We start from the raw sequence: 18025 nt of genomic DNA, 5'->3' as shown, positions 1-18025 counted from the left end.
TTATTCCGGCTTTTTTTTATTAAAATATCTTATTCGACAATAATATCGTACTTGGTTAGCAACCCTTTTAGACCTTCAATAGAAAATTGTGCTTTTTTAAGTTTCGTTTTGGCAGGATCGATTGAATAGTTATAGCTCGTTCTAAAGTCGGCTTTGTCGGCAATTGCTTTTTCAAATTCAGAACGGTATAAATCACAGTTGTTAAATAAGACTTCGGTTAAATTAGTACTCATGAAGTCAACGGCAACCAGACTAGTATTTGTGAATGTAGTGCCTTTCATCTTTAAGGCATAAAATTTGGAGAAATCCAAAATACAATCCTTAAAATGAACTTCAAAAATGAATTTGTCGCACATAGCAAAGTTCACATCGATCATTTTACAGGTGTTAAAAAAGACTGTTCTAAAGGCAACATGATTTATTTTGGCAGTAGAAAAACTACAAGAATTGAAATTGCAGTCGATAAAAGTTACTGCAATAAAATTACATTGGGAGAAATCACAATTGGTAAAAGTGCAAGATTCAAATTCCTTGAAATTGACTTCGTTTTCACTATAGGTGATTTCATTGTATTGTAAGTCAATATTGTATTTAGACATTTTTTTGGAGATGAATTTGATAAGAAGCAAAAAAGCAATTATCGTTTAGTTAGATAATTGCGTTTTTTATGCGGTCAAATGTACAAATTTCAAATCGTTTTTTTACAAGATTTGTAGAAGCCGGGATGTTTTTTTAATGATTGATTATCAGGTAAATTGAGCCCTCGTACAGAAAAGTAGATTAAGATAATGAAGGAAGTGTTTTTACAATACAGCATTCTATCTTTGTCTCGCATCGGGATTGTGAAGGATAGATTTTTTTATTTGATTTTGTAAACTATAACATGCTATTTATTCAACCTCATAACCAGTTTGATAAGTAATAACCGTATCATTTTTTACAAGATTCAAGTTTTGATTTTGATATTTAATATCACTTAGAAATTGCTCTCTTTTAAACTCTGTTATTATGAACTTAAAATCATCTATTTGAAGTAGGTTGGTATCAATTTCTAATTCTAAACAACTAATTAATCCAATTTCTTTTTTTATAATGTAAAGTCCTGTTTCTAATTGATTTGAATTAAAAATATTGTTTTTATCGACTTTGTACAATGGAAATAAAACTAATTCATTGAATAGTTCGTTTGGTTTTAGTTTTAATACTTTGTGGCGGTTGAACCAAATTTCGATTTGACTTTTTGGTTTATCTAAAACTCCCGATAGTACGGTTGCGTCTAAGTCTAAAATTGAAGTAAATCTATTATCCTTCAATTGATAATAAAAAAATGGATCTAACAGTAAATCGGTGAGAGGTCTCTTTTTTCTAGAGGCAATTTCCGTCCAATGCTCATAGGTATCCGCATCTAATCGTAGTTGTCTGACTTCTATTCCTTCTCCGAATATGTTAATTTTTAGTTTGGGCATCGTTTTGATTTATTCTAAAGGGAAATAGCTAAACATAAAATGGGAAGATTAAAGTATATCCCAATTTACGTCACCCAAATCTAGTTCACCGTTCATATCAACCGTTAACCATGACATACCCGGAAAAGCTTCATTTAACGTAATTGAGAATCCAGACATTGTGCTGTGCTCTAGATTTTTTTGTCCTTCGTCCTGTAATTTAGCTTTGAGTTTTTCATGTTGTTCGTCACTCAAAGTTATACGTATTTGTTTCATGTTTAGTGTATTTTAAATGATTTTTTATATATGTTTTCAATGGCATTAATTCTATCTGGATTAATTTTTCGAATACCAATGGCTGCAAAGTTCACGGAGGGGATAGTAGGGCAAATTTTTATAATACAGAATATAGAGGCAGCATAAGACCATTCAAACCAAGTATTTTGAAGTTGGTTAAACACATATACTTTTTTGTGATGCTCAATAGTCATTTGAATTGCCCAACCCGTTCCACCAGAAACACATTCGTTTTACCTAATTCTCTTTTTTCTGTTGGAAACCCATTTACCACATAGCCTTGCGCTTCGCAATAATCAGCTATTAGCTCTCTAATATAACCTTTTTGAACTTCAGCATATGTGTTGTCATCTATGGAAGCATCAGTCGCATTCCAAGACGGATGTGTTTCTAGAATTTTTGTTTAACTTCTTCGATAGTCATAGTGCTGTATTTTTATTTTGTAAAAGTAATTGGCTATAACGCCAAACCGTGACATTTAAAGTTTTTTGTCTTTATAATATCAAAACAATAGTACAGTTAATTATGAGTATAAGATTACGGTTTTCCATAAAATTGACATTTTTTAATTTAGTATTTTTACAATGATTCATTTGTGCCAAATGGTACTTTTATATCGTTTTTTATTGCGATATTGCTATTGAAAAGAGTAGGATTGAACCAAGATTAAGATAAGTTACTCATTATAAGTTTAAAGCATGAAAGTATTACACACTGCCGATTGGCATTTAGGAAAGAAACTGGATCATTTTTCTCGCTTGGAAGAGCAAAAGAAAGTAATGAATGAAATTTGTGATATAGCGGACAGCCAGAATGCAGATGTGGTTATAGTAGCAGGGGATTTATTTGACACATTCAATCCTCCAGTAGAAGCTATAGATTTACTTTATAAAACGCTGAAAAGACTCACGAATAATGGTAAACGTCCAGTAATAGCCATTGCAGGGAACCACGACAGTCCAGATCGAATAGATTCCCCAAATCCTTTAGCACGTGAATGTGGGATATTATTTGTAGGTAATCCTGATGTTACGATTCCAACCATAACTATTGAGTACGGATTTGAAATAACCCAATCAGAAAACGGTTTTATAGAAATTCAACTGCCACAATATGATTTTCCTATCCGCATCATCACCACGCCTTATGCGAACGAAATGCGTTTGAAAACCTATTTGGGAGCCGAAAATAAAGAACAACAATTGAATCAGCTATTGCAAGATTCTTGGGCTGCACTTGCCGATAAATATTGCAATACCAAGGGAGTGAATATCCTAACCACGCATTTGTATATGTTGAAGCGTGGAGGAGAAATCCTAGAAGAGCCCGATGGCGAAAAACCATTGCGTATTGGGAATGCCGATATCGTATATACCGATTGTATTCCACATCAAATGCAATATACCGCTTTAGGGCATCTGCATCGTTTTCAGAATGTGGGTGGGCATCCTAGTCCTGTAGTGTACTCTAGTAGTCCACTGTCTTATAGTTTTTCGGAAGCGGGACAAGAAAAAAAAGTAGTTCTAATTGAAGTCCAGCCAAATGAGGCTGTGAAATTTACAGGTATTCCGCTGCAATCGGGGCGGGTTTTACATCGAAAACGGTTTGAAAATATAGATGATGCTCTAGCATGGTTGTTAGAGAATCCCTATTGTTTAGTTGAATTGACTTTGGTTAGTGATACTTTTTTTGCAACACAAGATCTCAAACGAATCCATGAAAGTCACGACGGAATCATCTTTATCATTCCAATTGTAACTAAGGATGGCAATGCGGAGCAACAAACTCCAAAAGTAAATTTAGATCAAGACATTCAAGGATTGTTCAAGGATTACTTTGTTTCGAAACACAAACAGGAACCCAACGACGAATTGTTGGAGTTGTTCAATGAAATTATTGGAAGCCAAGCTAAAAACGAATAAAAAACACCCTTTATGTTACCATTAAAATTAAGTATTACCGGTTTGTATTCGTATCAAAAAAAACAAACTATTGATTTTGAAGAATTGACAAATGCGGGTTTATTCGGTATTTTTGGAGCGGTGGGTTCTGGGAAATCCTCTGTTTTAGAAGCTATTGGTTTTGTCTTGTATGGAGAAACGGAGCGTTTGAACAGTAGAGACAAACGTTCGTATAACATGCTAAATTTAAAATCAGATAGAGCTAATATTGAATTTGATTTTTTAAATTTTGAAGAACGGAAATTCAAGTTTGTAGCCGATTGGAAAAGAAATAAAAAACGTTTTGAAGAAACCACAACCATAGAACGCTTGGCGTACGAATGGATAGAGGAGGAATGGGTTCCCATGACTTCTGCCGATGCAACATTGTTAATAGGACTAACTTATGAAAATTTTCGTCGTACGATTATCATTCCGCAAGGAAAGTTCAAGGAGTTTTTGGACTTGAAAGGAAAAGATCGTTCGGATATGATGAAAGAAATTTTTCATCTGCAGCGATTTGATTTAGCGTCGAAAGTGGCAAGCGCACAAAGTGCCGCCAGAACACAGTTGGATCAACTTAAAGGGGCATTATCAGGATTTGAAGCGATTTCGAAAGAAACCATTACAGCTTTAGAAGAGGAAGTAGTAGCAGCGAATACGGAATTACAAACGAATAAAACCGAATTGGAATTGGTGGAAACCGAGCTCCAAAAAATGACTACTTTAAAAACTAATTTTGAAGACTTAGAAAAAAAGAAAACCCTCCTTTCTACTTTTATCGAACAAAAACCAAAAATGGATGCGCTACAAACCGAGATTGATGCGTTTGAAATCACAGACAAAGCTTTTAAGGGTGTATTAAATGAGTTGGGTTATGCAACAACAAGCTTATCCAAAGCAAAAGAACAATTATTTTTACTCGAAAGCAGTAAAAAAGCAGTTGAGGAGAGCAAGAAAGCGAATAGAATTGTAATGGAAGAATTGCAACCACTTTTCGACCAATTAGATAACTCCAAAAATAAAGTCTCCGATTTAGAATCGATCGAAAAAATAGTTGGTTTACAGTTGGAAGTTGCGGTAGTCGAAAAAAAGAGTAAAGATATCGAACTACTATTTTTGGAAAGCGAAAAGAAAGAAAGCGAGCTAAAGCAAAATTTATCTGCTATTCAAACAGAATTGGGTGCTTTAAAATCTAAAAAGCTTGATGGAAACGTATTGCTAGAAGTGGGTAATTGGTTTACTAAACAAGAATATTTAGTAGAGCAATTAACGGCAAAAGCGACAAGAATAAAAGTTATTCAAGATTATTTAGAGACACAAAAAATATTGTTTACAGTACTGGAATTGTCTGTGGATACTTGGAAAACAGTCGTAGAGGAAAAACGAGAACTGCTTTTGAAAGAAAAGAAAGCTGTTTTTGCAACCAAAACAAAGCTTTTGGTTTCCAAAGAATTAGCACATTTTGCCCATAATTTGCACGATGGCGAAAACTGTCCTTTGTGTGGATCGCTAGAACATCCAAATGTGATGCAAGCCGAAGATGTTTCGGAACAATTGGCGATTGTGGAAGCCACGATTTTAAAATTAGAAAATAGCGAAAATGAAATTACATTAATCGAGAAGAAAGCTTTCAAAATCGAAAATGATATTACACATGCAGTCGAACAATTGCGATTGACTGTTATCGATAAAGAAGCTTTGGAATCCGATTCTAAAATTCATCTTTCAAAATTCATTTGGACAGCATTTAGTGCTACAGATGATGCTGGTTTCTTGGCTAAAAAACAAGAGCAGCAAGTTATCGAAAAATCCATATCTGAGACCGAAAAAAGGGAAAAAGATACTCGTACACTGCAGGAACAATTGGCAGAACAACTGAAAGTTCAATCGGCAAATAAAGGAACTATTGCCAATGAAAAAGCATCCAAATCAGGAGCGATAGCGAATGAATTATCCCAATTAAAAGTACTTGCCTTTGCGGATTATGCGCAAACGGACACTGCTATAATTCGTGATGAAAAAACAAAATTACATTTAGAAAACAGCAGAGTAGCATCAGAATATAAATTAAAATCGGATGCGATTGTACTTCAAGATAAAGAATTAGCAGGAATAGAAGCTAATTTTAAACTGATTAGTGAACAAGTGGTTTCAAACGAACAATTAGTACTCGAAACCCAAAAGAAAATAACTGAATTACTCCAAACGCATCACTTGGATTCGATAGATACCGTTCAACTAATTCTTTCTAAGGCTTGGGATATAGAAGTAGAGAAAGCACGAACAAAGCAGTTTACCGTAGATTTAAAAGTAGCAGAGAATGCTGTTGCCGAATCAGAGAAGTTAGTAGTGAACCAGAGCTTTGATAGTAAAGTTTTTGAAGATAAACGAATTCTGGTTGCAGAGGTTAAATTAAAGGTTGAAACCCAATTAGGAAAGCTATCGACCTTGCAAGACAACTTAAAACGTAGTAATGCATCGTTGCTAGAAAAAGCAACCTTATTAGCTCAGTTTGAAGTATTAAATACCCGTTCTACAAACTTAGGAACATTAGCCAATATGTTTAACGCTAGTGGTTTTGTAAACTATGTTTCTAGTATTTATTTGCAAAATTTAGCAGATGTAGCTAATGTCCGTTTTCATCGTATGACTAAAAACCAACTGAGTTTAACGATTAATAATTCCAATGAGTTCGAAGTGATTGATTACCTGAATGATGGTGCTTCTAGAAGTGTAAAAACGCTTTCAGGAGGTCAAGGTTTTCAAGCTTCTTTATGTTTGGCTTTGGCATTAGCAGAAAGTGTGCAATCTTTAAATAAAAATGATAAGAATTTCTTTTTTATTGATGAAGGTTTTGGAACGCAAGATCCCGAAAGTGTCGCTGTGGTTTTTGAAACCTTGCAATCACTTTACAAAGAAAATAGAATTGTTGGAATCATTTCGCATGTCGCAGAACTACAAGAACGTATTCCTCGTTCTATCAATGTGATTAAAGATGAAGAAAAGGGAAGTGTAGTAACTGAAAGTTGGAATTAGATTGAAGGAGATTTTATTAAAAATTAGTAGTCAAACCAAAGGAATAGATGTACTGCTATGAAAATTAATAATTATTTGCAGAAGAAGTAACTGATAATCGGTTTTACCTTCTGTTACAGTTATAAATTCCCTAAGTTGTAGCATCCGGTTGAACTATATCATCGAGGAATTGAAGAATAATGATATCTGACGCTAAGTTTTTTAGGAGTAAACTACGTTGTCTAAAAGAGACTGGATTAACTTCGTTGATCCAGTATGAGCTCCGTACCGGAAATGAAAAGTTCTTTTCAATCATTGATTGAAAATCTTTTTTTGTGTAAAAAATTGATTTTATGAGCAAACTCAACATCATTTTTTTATACAAAAAAAGCTCTGATTTTCATCAGAGCCTTTAATTTTGTGACCTTGACTGGATTATAACGAAACCTCTAGATGCCCACAGATAGTAGGCTGTAAAAGCAATATATTTTTAAAGGGGGTAATTATAGGGGTAACTAACTGGTAATATCAGTGATTAAACCATAGTCAATTCCTTTAGTTCCATCTCCATCAAATTTAACAATAATATCAGTGTCTACAATATCATCGGTATAATCATTATTAACTATAATCAATTGCATTTTATCCTTATACTTTTCCGCAAAACCTTTTAAATATACTAACAAAGATTTAAAAATCTTACTATCCTTAAATTCATCATTACTACCTGCAGACTCTCTGGTACCTAGATTCTTACCAATTGTGTCGAAAATTAGTACTTTTGGGTGATATGATTTTTTTAATTTTAGACTTAATTCTAGAATAGACAAAAAGTATGCAATATTAATTAATGTTACAGCTCCTAGACTACCTATACTGTCATATTTAATATTTCTAACAAATGGAAGATACGTTTTGGTATCGATATATGCAGTAGTAAGTTTTGGAAAGTTAAAAGCTTTAAGCGTTTTTTCGAAAATAACACTTAATTTGGCCATTAGATCAGGCATATCTGTATTATCTTCTAAAATATCTTTTATTTGTTTTCTTAAACTGTCTAATTTGTTTTCTTCAGATTGGATATTATCAGCCAAAGATAATAGTTCGCTTTGGACATTTAAACTTAAATTTAGATTTTCAATCTGTTTACTCACTTCTCCAATATCTCTATTGAGCTTTTCTATTTTTTCAATGAAAGGGCTTATAAATTCTTTTTGAATATTATTAATAGTAACTTCTAATTCGCTTATTATGCTTGTCAGCTTGACTTTTTTCTTTGTTAAATCAACTAATATTTGATTTTGATTATTTATAAATTCGATTAAAGAAGTTAATTTTGAATTCAAGCGTTTTCTTTCGGTTTTAATAGCTTTTTCTTCTTCATCATTAAATTCAGTTAACTCTTGCCCACAAAGATTACAAACATCATAATCTTTTACTTCAACTTCTGTGCTGCAGGAGGGACAGGAATGAAATTCAATATTTTGAAGTCTACCATTAGATATGATTAAATAATCAATTTTAATTATTTCGTTAAAATATTGATTCCTTAATCGATCTAGCTTGATTAGATAATTTTGTGTTTCATCTAAATCGATATCGATTCTGGTTAGTTTGCGACGATTTGAGAATAATTCGTCTTCTATGGATTTTGTATTATTATTTTCAATTTTACCATTTGTTTTTAATTCGTATAATGATTGTTGCAGCTCATTTTTCTTAATTATTAAACTAGCTTTTGTTTTTTCGTTTTCATCATTTGTTGAAAACAATTCTACTTCTCTTAAAAAACTGATTATAGCAATTTTTCTGTCAAGCATAGAGTTGACAGCTTCTCTTTGAGACTTTTCATCATTTTTTAATTCTTGAAGCAAAAGATTTAAAGAATTAAATATTATATCTAAAGTTGGTTTTCTTTTAAAACTATAAGTGTAATTTTTTTCTTCTAAAATATTCTCGCTGTCGATTTTAGTCTGTCCTATGTAGCAATATTTGTAAATATCTCTGAAACTAAAAGATTGTCCAGATAATTTAAATTCAGGTATACCAAGTTTTTCATTTAAAAAACGAGATAAGGAATTATCTTCATTAGGGCTCGATACAATAAGGTATCCAAAAATTTTTGAAAAAGAATTTATATTTTCATCCCACTGATAATATTTTACTGGTAAATCGAATGAAAAAAGAGGACGCTCAATTAAAATGCGTTCACCATTTATGGTAATATCTAGAGAAACATATTTACAAGTTAATTTAACTTCAGTATAATCTTTGTGATTTTTTTTACCTAGACAATAGTCTAGTAATTCTAAAATTGTTGACTTGCCAGTAGAGATTGGTCCAGTAATAAAATTAAGCCCATCTTTAAAAGTCACGATATAATCTTTCTCTTCCCCTGAAAGTATTAACTTATTGAATTTTATTCTCATGATATAAGGTGAATATTATTTAAGCTTTTATTAGAAATTTCTTCTCTGATTTTTGCTTCGCTAAGTTTGGAAATTGTTTTTTTAATAAGAAGCGCATTTAAATACATTTGAGTTGAGTACTCGTTTTTTATTCCTTTTACTATTTCAAGACCAATAGGATTAATTCTATATACAAATGATGAGCTAAAAATTTCTTTTTCAATAATTCTCTTTGAGATTAAAATTCGAAGTATTTTTTGATAGTATTCTCTATCAGGATATGAATGGTAAAAAGAATATAATTCTTCAAAATCGAAATTTTTCACATCTAGATTTAACATTGTTTGAGGGAATCGCATATAAAAATCTAACAATATTAATTTATCAAAAGTCATTTGATAACTTCTATTGTTTTCAAAAGCAGAAAGTAGAGTTAAAACTCTCATTGAGCCTATTAAAAACTCATATTTACCCTTTAATTTCAGCATGTTTATTATTGTTTTTCAAGATATAATTTTAATCTTTCTTTGTATTTTTTTACCCATCCGACCGTGCATTCGTCTGCTAATTGATGTAAAATTCCTTTTTTTTCAGATACACTAACTGATAAAACAGTTTTTAAATGATAATAGCTAAAATCTTCAATCCTTGAATTTATAATCCCTAATAATTTATTGCCATCATTTTCATCATCATACATTAAGTACTGTGTTAACCACATTTCTTGAATCGAATCTTTTAAGTTCTTTAATTCTTTGATATCTGATTCAATATTTTTACTTTGTACTTCTTTAGTTAAAATCTCAGCGTTAAAAAATTGCTTATTGTAGATTTCCATATTATCCTCAATTTTAGCAGATTTTAATTTTAAAGCGAAAATTCGTTCAGTATAATCTTCGTCTTCTGGGACAGATAAAATTTCTTTAAGTCGTTCTTCTTTTTTTTCTAATATTGCCAGAATTTCAGTTAATAATAGTCTTTCTTCTTCATCAAAAATTTCTAAGTCTATTTTGTTTTTTCGAATTAGATTTAAGAGTCTCACACTGTCAAATAATTCTATATCAATATTAAATTTTTTCTCGTTTGTTTTTTTCCATGAGCTCCACCATTTCATTTCTTCTATTGTAAGGCTTTTTGGAACACATAGACACCATTTTTTCATTTTAAAATTGGTTGATGTTCTAGCCTTTTTGAAAGAGTCTCGAATCTGTTTTTTTTGTATTTCCCCGATTTCAAAAAAGAAACATTTACATTGATAGACTTCGATTGGATCAGTAAAATCTCCAACGAAGATATCTATACCATCATCACCTGGGTTACATTTTATCGTAAACGCATCTTTATACTCTGAAGTAAATGCTTTTTCACATGCATCTTCAAAAACAGATCTTGAACCTATTTTCCCATGTTTTTTTAATAAATAATCGAAATCTCTGCTCACATTTAATATTTTAGAAAAAAATTATTTCTCAAATGTAATTAAATCCTTAATAAAATAACTAAATTCAACTATTTAATGTGAATTTGGGAAAATACTCTATGTGTCATCACTTCAAATAATAAATTTATTGTACCTCATTATTTAAAAACCATTATTCAGTTTATTTGGTTAAAAAAGGGTTAGTCTTCGTTTGTTTTATATTAACCTTTTAACATTGCAATTAAAAAGTAAAGCGTTCTAATATCTCTTTTGAAGTCCTCTTCAAACTCAAATGTTGCAATATCTAACGTTTCTTGGTTTATTTCTTCAATATCTTCTCCATTACCCGTAACAATCAAATCTTGGAATATTTTATTTTTAAAAGTTTCAAAATCAGTGTAGATATATTTAGAGATGGAGGAGGAACTATCAAGAATTTCCAGTAGATTATTTTGTATTTTTCCAGGTCTAATATCAGTAATAAAATTATAAAAATTTTCAAAATAGTCACTTTGATTCTTCACATCAAAATTTTTAAAAAAGACTATGTTATTATCGCCGCAATTTTCTTTATCAATAATTTTATATAAAAAGTTGTCTTCGAATTCTTCGAGTTTCGGGTGGTTCATAAATTATAAGTTTCAGTAAATTTAACAAAATCTATTTATTCATTTGGTATTACGGTTCTAAGCAATCAAAATCTATATGAACATAATCTTATAGTCAAATTTAATAAACAAGTCTTAAACCAACTGAAACCAATATAATTCGTCAAATCCTTAATACTTTTTTAACTCATATAATGTGGTACTTGATTATATGCATATTTTATATGTGGCTTATATGGCTTTAACTTTACAGTCTATATGTTTTTTATGCCTAAAGCTATTAGTCTTTATGATAGGTAATATAGTTATTAGTAGTATCCCATATTTAGGGTATAGAATACTACTATTATATAAATAGTTACTTATGCCTTCAATTTTTCCGCTTTTTCTTGAACCTTTACCCTAAAAAGTTTTTCAAAATCTTCCTCTTGAACCATTGAATTAAATTCTTCATAAATTTCATTCAGCGAATCGCTTGTTTTTTTTCGTGTTCTAGTATAAATCCTGTCAGATAAAATTAACCGCAAGTTTTCAGATCCAAGTTTTCGCATTCCTAAATAAATTAAATAATTTTTAATTGGTTTGATTTTAGCATCTTTTAAATAACTATAAACTTTAGGATTCATATTATTTACAAATGTAATTTTGTTTAATTCCCCATACCATAAATCTGCTATTAAATCCCAATTTCTTGTAATATCATTTAAATAACTCATTAGCTGTTTTTCTGGTGAGCCACTTATTTTTTTTACTTTTATTTCATAGCGTAGAAGTAGAGCTACATTATTTAATTTTTTTTCGTTTTTAGCACTAAACGTTTTACCTTTTTGTTCAGTTATTTTATCATAGAATATAACACTCCTGTTTTCTCCTTTAAATTCAATTGTTTCATCACCGTAAATGCATTTCTTTTTTATGTCAAAATGCGAGTATATGCAAGCATAGAAACATCTGTATTCTTCTCTAAAGCTTAAATTGGCTCCATATTCAACCCGTGTTACTTTAGCACCTAACAAAATTTCTTCTGGTACATCTAATTTTTCTGAAATTAGATTTAGACACGCTTTAAATTCGGTTTTATTAAAATCGCCGATAACTTCTTTATCAAAAAACCATTTTCTGAGACTATTTAGTACAACAACTTTTGTCTCTTTATCACTAATCATTAAAATCTGAATTAGTAGATATGGTTTAGACTTTCCATTTTTTAGAGTTTTAGTATCATTATTCAAAAATAATTTTCCTGTAAAACCTTTCGCTTTCCCGCTAGACCATTCTTCTCTTAATGATAAATTTATCTTTTGCTTAGCAAGCCAATTTTCATCGTGTTTAAATTTAAAGTTGAATCGAATATTATCAATCATCGTTTTTTAGTTTTAAAAAGTTCCATATTTTTTCTTGTAAACAATCGTTTCGATTTAGCACCAGTACTTTCGTATTTTAAGCCTCTTCTAATCCATCTTTCTAGAGTTGCTGGGCTAATCATATAAATATTACAAATCTGCTTGGAGGTGTGAAATTCAGATTCTTTAATACGTACCTCGTTTTGCATTTCAAATACCTTATCTGCAATTCGGTCGATTAATTCATTACCTGAAATAAATCCGTCTAATCGGATTAATACTTTTGATAGCAATTTACTTATCGAATTTATCAATTTTTCAGTTAACAACTCGTCCTTTTTTAAACTTTCCATATTACTCTTTTATTATAGTTATAGCTCGGAAAGACAATTCCTTGAGAATTATTTTTTAACAATCAGATCTTTAGTCATTTATGATTTCAAGTGAATTTGATCTTAAGTAAAACGTACCTGTTTTTTGAACATAAAAAAACCTCCGATGGGAGGCTTGGGGAAAATTAGGTGAAGTTTTTATTTAGTTTTTAGAGTAGTAACACTTGTTTTTATTTTATTGATTTTTAATATCTCTAACACCCCACTGGGTATTCCTCTTCAGAACTTTCTCGGTGCTGCTCTTGGGGTTTTTCTCTAGCCTTATCTATTTCTTCACTTTTAGCGGTCTCTTTTAAACTCTCATTTAAAGTCTTCTTGACTTGACTGATACTCAAATTTTGTCTTATGACTTCCAGCATTATTGGCTCAATAATTCCAGGGGACATGATAGTTACATTGTATATTGCACCTGCGTCGGCTGCTTCCGCCTCGTTTTTGGATGGTTGAGGATTTTTTTTATGATAAGATTTTAAAAATTCATCCTTTATTTTTAGACCTATTTTATAATTTAAATATTCTCGAATGTAAGCCACTTCTTCTTCTCTACTGCCGAAAGAGGTTTCATTAAATCCATCAGGGTCATTTACTGTAATTGTTTTTTCTTTTATAAACGTTATAGCTTGACGAATTTTCTCCCCGATGTATCGATACTGAATAGCCGAAACTATTAGTATTCCGACGATAATTACTTTACTCACTGGGCCAAAATAAAATGATTTTATTTCCATGGTTTGGGTTTTAATAGCGCTAACACTCTCAATATTAATAGGTATATATTTACACGAATATATAAAATGTTATTTAATGCGGTAAATTATAATAGACAAAACGGAGAATTTCACGCTTGCTGAGAAGCTGTATAGAGATACTAGTTAAATGCCTCAATACTTTTTAGCATTTTAGATAAGTCTTCAACACTATTATCCACGTACCTTTGAGTCATTTTGATGTCTCTATGACCTAACAACTTCATGATTTTAAAAGAGTTTACATCATTATTTGCCATAGTGGAGGCAAAGGTATGTCGAGCCATATGAAAATGAACTTTTTTCTTTATTTTACATAGGGAAGCAATCGTTTTTAAATCCCTGTTAACGGTTACATTACATCGATTAGGAAAAACAGTATCATTATCAGTTGAAAGGTACTTTTTTAATATTATTCTTGCTTTATTCGTAATCGGTACTTTTACCATATTTTTGGTCTTTTGCATTCTCAGAGAAATACTTTCGCTATCTAAAATATCTTTTTTAGAAAGACCAATTACATCCGAATATCTTAATCCTGTATAACAAGAGAAAAGGAATATATCACGGGTAATATTTAAACCTTCGCCTTTGGGGAAATTGCTAAATCGTATCTTTTCTATCAGTTTTAATTCTATACGATTTAAATATTCAATTTTAGTTTCCTCCTGGATTAATTTGAATTCGTCGTAAGGATTTTTTTTAATACGATTGTTTTTTAGGGCACTTCCGAGAACCGCTTTTAGGTTTTTATGTCTGCTCCATCTACCAGAGTTTCCAGTGTTGCATTTCGTGTTTAAAAAACTATCAAATTTTTCAATAAAATTTAAATTAATTTGACTTAGCTTAATTTCCTTCTTGAATTGTTTTAGCCGTTTTCTTAATATTACATAATGGTATTGGGTTCCTTCGCTCAGTTCCGTGAATTTTTTTTCGCAGAATTTGTCGTAGTACTCGTAAAAGTCGTCACTATCTTTTGTGGAGTAGAACGATTTTACAAGATCAATATCTAAATAAGTTCCGATAGACCTTTGCACTCTTAAATAATCTTTAATTCTGCCCATTTCGTTATCCAACAAACTATTCTTGATACTTGATTTTGCCTCTTTAAAACAACCGTCCAAAGAATTCCATTTAGGCTCTTCTGAATATTCTCCTGATGTTAATTTTAAAACTACAGAATTAATAGTTACTCGATAGTTAACTGGACATGTTCCGTCCTTTTTTCTTTTATCCGTTCTCAGGATAGCTTTTACAGTAAAATTTTGTTTTATCATGATTTCTCTTTTCTTATATAATAGACAGTAGCCATATTTTCAGAATAAAGATAATAAGAAAAATATTACAAATAATTAAATATTAAAATTTAAATACCTGTTATTTAGTTAGTTGGTGTAAAAACTTTAACATATTATTTTATCTTCCAAAGAATTACAAAAAAATGATTTACAGTAAAACATTCCCTTTTTATGGGAAATAAAGGAGTAGGTTTAGGTTAAACAAACCTCTTTTGAGGAAGAATAAGATTTTAGGTTAAAATTTATGAAGTCAAAAGACTGGGGATAAAAAGGAGTTAGGTTGTAAAATAAAAAAAAACAGCAATTTAGAATAGGGGGTAAGAATGGGGGTAACAAAAGTGATAAAAGATGATAAAAGATTATGGGTATAAAAAGAAAAAACCCCTATAAAATAGGAGTTTTACTATCTTCGAAAGTTGACTACTTTCGTATTTTGTGACCTTGACTGGATTCAAACCAGTAACCTCTTGAGCCGTAATCAAGTGCGCTATTCAGTTGCGCCACAAGGCCGTATTGCGGGTGCAAAGTTAGGAATAAATGTGTAATTTGCAAGTCTAATTTAATATAAAATTAAAAAAAATGTCTTTAAAAAAGTATATACGTGATATTCAGGGATTTCCAAAGGAAGGAATTTTGTTTAAAGACATTACTCCTTTGCTAATTGACCCTAAAGGGAGAACCGAATGCTTAAAAATATTGGTCGATTCCTTAAAAGGAAAGCAAATAGACAAAGTGATAGGAGTGGAGAGTAGAGGGTTTTTCTTCGGAATGCTGATTGCGCAAGATTTGAATGTTAGTTTTATACCAGTTCGAAAGCCTAAGAAATTACCATTCGATACTATCTCTGCAAGCTATGATTTAGAATACGGGTCCGATACTTTAGAAATTCATACTGATGCGATCCAAAAAGGAGATAGGATACTGATTCATGATGATGTACTTGCTACTGGAGGAACGGCACAAGCAGTGTGCGAACTAGTAGAACGACTGGGAGGTGAAATCGTTGAATTGAATTTCTTAATGGAACTCTCTTTTCTAAACGGAAGAGAAAAAATCAAGGAACATGAGCTTTTTTCGGCGATTATATATTAACCTAAAGCGCGGGTCGTAACATAATAGCGGTAGCCAATGATTGCCATTTGCCACTTTTTGGCTTTGGCTAGGTCTAAACCTTGTTTTGTGAAACTGGGTAAAAGTAAGCGGTTGAGATGTGCTAGAATTTTAAACATAAATTTATTTTTGGTAAAGATATAAAAAAAGCCGCTCCTTGGTTAGAGCGGCATATTTTTGCAGTACTAGTTGGCTGCTTTCTGTTTAGCCAGATAGTCTTCCATTTGCTTTTCGTATACTTTCATTTTCTTGTCGAAAATTTCCATCTTAGCATTAAACGGCTCCATTTGTTTGTCAAATTCTGCCATTTTCTTATCAAATTCTGCGATTTCTGGTGCTATGGCTTTCATTTTCTTTTCGAACTCTTCCATTTTTTTTTCAAAAGTGGCCCATGCTTTTTTATCACCATTTGAAGGAGAACCTTTTGGAGCTACAGGAGCCTTTGGGAAATTAGGAGCTTTAGGCGTCGCAAAGTTAAAAGTTGGTGGAGTAGGAGGAGTGGGAGGATCTGGTAAACTTACTCTGTTATCCACATAGCTTTTAGTAACAATATGAATTGAATTTTTATTACTAACACCATTTTTTTGTACATCAACTGAGCTTATCGTATTTGGACTCAAACTTTCAGCTTCCAGCGGGCTTACTTTTTTTCCATTAACATAGTATTCAGCATTTTGAGGAGCGGCATTTTTATCTGTTGTTGTGTATACTTTTGTTACCGTATATGTGCCTCGTGGTCCTTTTAACCCATTGAGATTAGTAGGATCCGTTTTGTCTAAATCTAATTCGTTTGTAGGTTTGTTACTATCAAAAATACTTGGTGAGCTAATTTCTTTTTCCTTCAAGACAATATAGATTGTGGATTTAGCATCATTTTTAGAGACATTCATAGTTGCGATATCATCCGGATTGGTGCTGTCTAATTCTTGTTTAGTAACCTTTTTTCCATCTATGTAGATTTCAGTATCGGCATTGATGCCTTTATTCTTGTCGTTTGATACTAAAATAGTTTTCATCTTTTTAATACTATCTTGCTGTATTACGTCACTAGTAGTTGCAGGACTTGTGGTTTGAATTTTAGTAGTTACCTTTTGCACCTTTTCTTGTGCGACTACTTCAACTTGAAATAAGACCATAAATCCTATAAGAGCAGGCAAAATCATTGCATACTTCCAGGAATTCCTTTTGTTTGATTGGTTTTTGTTTAACATAACGATTCGTTTTTTGATTAATGATTGATAAAAATGATTGGTAATGGCAACACAGTTTTCTTGTGTTGTTATTTTTAAAAGCGTGATTTGGTAGGTTTTTTTATCTGATATTTTTTTAGAAGCTTCGCTGTCTGCAATGAATTCTAGATTTTGTAGGATTGCTTTTTTGTAAAACCAAACGATGGGATTGAACCAAAACAAAATGCAAAATAGCCGCGAAATCAATACGTCTAAGGTGTGATGCTGTTCACTGTGGACTTTTTCATGTTCTATTATACTTTCAAGCTCAACGGTACTGTATAAAGTCGAATTGTACACAATGGTATTAAAGAAGGAGAAAGGAGCCAGGTTTTCTTTTACATCTATAAACTTAAAATCAGCTTGGCGTTGAATCGTCTTTCCTTTAAGTACTTTTTGAAGACTGTAAAAATCAAATCCAAATTTAGCCAACAAACTCAACACCGCAATGCAGTACGTAAATACAAGACCTAGGTAGATATATTTTTCAGTGTGATCTTCTTCTATGACTGTATTGATTGGCAATGATGACCAATCATAGTTTAATGGAGTTGGTTCTACCCAAATTATTTTTGTAAAAAACAATAATGGTAGTAGGGCTGAAGTAACTAATCCAGTCAAAAGGAACCATCGATTACTACTAAAAAACGTTTCTTTTCGCAACAAAAAATGATAGGCAATAAAAAATAACAGCAGTAAACCGCATGATTTAAATAAGTAAAGCACAAGTGATTCCATAAAAGATAGTTTTAGTGTAGCTTCGTTAAAAGT

16 protein-coding genes and 1 tRNA gene are annotated in these 18025 nt (G+C 31.4%); 3 read left to right on the top strand and 14 right to left on the bottom strand.

The genetic code is table 11. The features are described from left to right. Positions 1–29: 29 nt before the first annotated feature. The 3 genes from AAC069_RS05455 to AAC069_RS05445 form a co-directional block, all read right to left on the bottom strand. Complete coding sequence (locus AAC069_RS05455; RefSeq protein WP_339919478.1) at positions 30–599, bottom strand: pentapeptide repeat-containing protein; 570 nt, start codon at positions 597–599, stop codon at positions 30–32. 291 nt (positions 600–890) lie between these two features. After that, positions 891–1466, bottom strand: coding sequence for a hypothetical protein (locus tag AAC069_RS05450; protein WP_339919477.1), 576 nt, complete (start codon positions 1464–1466; stop codon positions 891–893). A 48-nt stretch (positions 1467–1514) separates the two neighbouring features. Next, on the bottom strand, positions 1515–1721 hold the full coding sequence (locus tag AAC069_RS05445) for a hypothetical protein (RefSeq protein WP_339919476.1): 207 nt from the start codon (positions 1719–1721) through the stop codon (positions 1515–1517). A gap of 719 nt (positions 1722–2440) precedes the next feature. Here AAC069_RS05445 and sbcD point away from each other — a divergent pair. After that, a complete protein-coding gene (gene sbcD / locus AAC069_RS05440) occupies positions 2441–3664 on the top strand; it encodes an exonuclease subunit SbcD (RefSeq protein WP_339919475.1) in 1224 nt (407 codons plus the stop codon). A gap of 12 nt (positions 3665–3676) precedes the next feature. Continuing rightward, a complete protein-coding gene (locus AAC069_RS05435; RefSeq protein WP_339919474.1) occupies positions 3677–6721 on the top strand; it encodes an AAA family ATPase in 3045 nt (1014 codons plus the stop codon). Between the two features lie 494 nt (positions 6722–7215). On the opposite strand, the gene AAC069_RS05430 is transcribed toward AAC069_RS05435, so the two are convergent. The 9 genes from AAC069_RS05430 to AAC069_RS05390 all read right to left on the bottom strand — a co-directional run bounded on the left by AAC069_RS05430 (position 7216) and on the right by AAC069_RS05390 (position 15425). Then, on the bottom strand, positions 7216–9129 hold the full coding sequence (locus AAC069_RS05430) for a hypothetical protein (protein WP_339919473.1): 1914 nt from the start codon (positions 9127–9129) through the stop codon (positions 7216–7218). Next, positions 9126–9596, bottom strand: coding sequence for an ABC-three component system middle component 2 (locus AAC069_RS05425; protein WP_339919472.1), 471 nt, complete (start codon positions 9594–9596; stop codon positions 9126–9128). The genes AAC069_RS05430 and AAC069_RS05425 overlap by 4 nt, the downstream gene beginning before the upstream one ends. Positions 9597–9601: 5 nt before the next feature. After that, positions 9602–10549, bottom strand: a complete 948-nt coding sequence (locus tag AAC069_RS05420) for an ABC-three component system protein (protein WP_339919471.1) — start codon at positions 10547–10549, stop codon at positions 9602–9604. A 200-nt stretch (positions 10550–10749) separates the two neighbouring features. Next, complete coding sequence (locus AAC069_RS05415; RefSeq protein WP_339919469.1) at positions 10750–11157, bottom strand: hypothetical protein; 408 nt, start codon at positions 11155–11157, stop codon at positions 10750–10752. Between the two features lie 341 nt (positions 11158–11498). Next, on the bottom strand, positions 11499–12500 hold the full coding sequence (locus tag AAC069_RS05410) for a hypothetical protein (RefSeq protein ID WP_339919468.1): 1002 nt from the start codon (positions 12498–12500) through the stop codon (positions 11499–11501). Then, positions 12497–12832, bottom strand: coding sequence for a hypothetical protein (locus AAC069_RS05405; RefSeq protein WP_339919467.1), 336 nt, complete (start codon positions 12830–12832; stop codon positions 12497–12499). Before AAC069_RS05405 ends, AAC069_RS05410 begins: the two co-directional genes overlap by 4 nt. 233 nt (positions 12833–13065) lie before the next feature. After that, complete coding sequence (locus AAC069_RS05400; protein ID WP_339919466.1) at positions 13066–13599, bottom strand: hypothetical protein; 534 nt, start codon at positions 13597–13599, stop codon at positions 13066–13068. 140 nt (positions 13600–13739) lie between these two features. Then, positions 13740–14894: a site-specific integrase gene (locus AAC069_RS05395; RefSeq protein ID WP_339919465.1), complete on the bottom strand. Its 1155-nt coding sequence runs from the start codon at positions 14892–14894 to the stop codon at positions 13740–13742. Positions 14895–15351: 457 nt separating this feature from the next. Next, a tRNA-Arg gene (locus AAC069_RS05390) sits at positions 15352–15425 on the bottom strand. Positions 15426–15494: 69 nt separating this feature from the next. Here AAC069_RS05390 and AAC069_RS05385 point away from each other — a divergent pair. Next, positions 15495–16007, top strand: coding sequence for an adenine phosphoribosyltransferase (locus AAC069_RS05385; protein ID WP_339919464.1), 513 nt, complete (start codon positions 15495–15497; stop codon positions 16005–16007). Here AAC069_RS05385 and AAC069_RS05380 read toward each other — a convergent pair. Then, positions 16004–16144, bottom strand: a complete 141-nt coding sequence (locus AAC069_RS05380; protein ID WP_339919463.1) for an SsrA-binding protein — start codon at positions 16142–16144, stop codon at positions 16004–16006. The two genes, AAC069_RS05385 and AAC069_RS05380, sit on opposite strands and share 4 nt — an antisense overlap. Positions 16145–16210: 66 nt before the next feature. Next, positions 16211–17992 (bottom strand): M56 family metallopeptidase, encoded by a 1782-nt coding sequence (locus AAC069_RS05375; RefSeq protein WP_339919462.1) that lies wholly within the window; start codon positions 17990–17992, stop codon positions 16211–16213. Between the last annotated feature and the right edge of the window lie 33 nt (positions 17993–18025).

The organism is uncultured Flavobacterium sp. (assembly GCF_963974175.1).
In the GTDB taxonomy this organism is placed as follows: Bacteria; Bacteroidota; Bacteroidia; order Flavobacteriales; family Flavobacteriaceae; genus Flavobacterium.
Note: the sequence above shows the minus strand (reverse complement) of the source record. Positions and strands in the feature narration are given on the sequence as shown.

Bases quoted from the DNA above. Each gene is read 5' to 3' on its own strand.
- AAC069_RS05455 (WP_339919478.1), bottom strand. From the start codon at position 599: ATGTCTAAATACAATATTGACTTACAATACAATGAAATCACCTATAGT.
- AAC069_RS05450 (WP_339919477.1), bottom strand. From the start codon at position 1,466: ATGCCCAAACTAAAAATTAACATATTCGGAGAAGGAATAGAAGTCAGA.
- AAC069_RS05445 (WP_339919476.1), bottom strand. From the start codon at position 1,721: ATGAAACAAATACGTATAACTTTGAGTGACGAACAACATGAAAAACTC.
- sbcD (WP_339919475.1), top strand. From the start codon at position 2,441: ATGAAAGTATTACACACTGCCGATTGGCATTTAGGAAAGAAACTGGAT.
- AAC069_RS05435 (WP_339919474.1), top strand. From the start codon at position 3,677: ATGTTACCATTAAAATTAAGTATTACCGGTTTGTATTCGTATCAAAAA.
- AAC069_RS05430 (WP_339919473.1), bottom strand. From the start codon at position 9,129: ATGAGAATAAAATTCAATAAGTTAATACTTTCAGGGGAAGAGAAAGAT.
- AAC069_RS05425 (WP_339919472.1), bottom strand. From the start codon at position 9,596: ATGCTGAAATTAAAGGGTAAATATGAGTTTTTAATAGGCTCAATGAGA.
- AAC069_RS05415 (WP_339919469.1), bottom strand. From the start codon at position 11,157: ATGAACCACCCGAAACTCGAAGAATTCGAAGACAACTTTTTATATAAA.
- AAC069_RS05410 (WP_339919468.1), bottom strand. From the start codon at position 12,500: ATGATTGATAATATTCGATTCAACTTTAAATTTAAACACGATGAAAAT.
- AAC069_RS05405 (WP_339919467.1), bottom strand. From the start codon at position 12,832: ATGGAAAGTTTAAAAAAGGACGAGTTGTTAACTGAAAAATTGATAAAT.
- AAC069_RS05400 (WP_339919466.1), bottom strand. From the start codon at position 13,599: ATGGAAATAAAATCATTTTATTTTGGCCCAGTGAGTAAAGTAATTATC.
- AAC069_RS05395 (WP_339919465.1), bottom strand. From the start codon at position 14,894: ATGATAAAACAAAATTTTACTGTAAAAGCTATCCTGAGAACGGATAAA.
- AAC069_RS05385 (WP_339919464.1), top strand. From the start codon at position 15,495: ATGTCTTTAAAAAAGTATATACGTGATATTCAGGGATTTCCAAAGGAA.
- AAC069_RS05380 (WP_339919463.1), bottom strand. From the start codon at position 16,144: ATGTTTAAAATTCTAGCACATCTCAACCGCTTACTTTTACCCAGTTTC.
- AAC069_RS05375 (WP_339919462.1), bottom strand. From the start codon at position 17,992: ATGGAATCACTTGTGCTTTACTTATTTAAATCATGCGGTTTACTGCTG.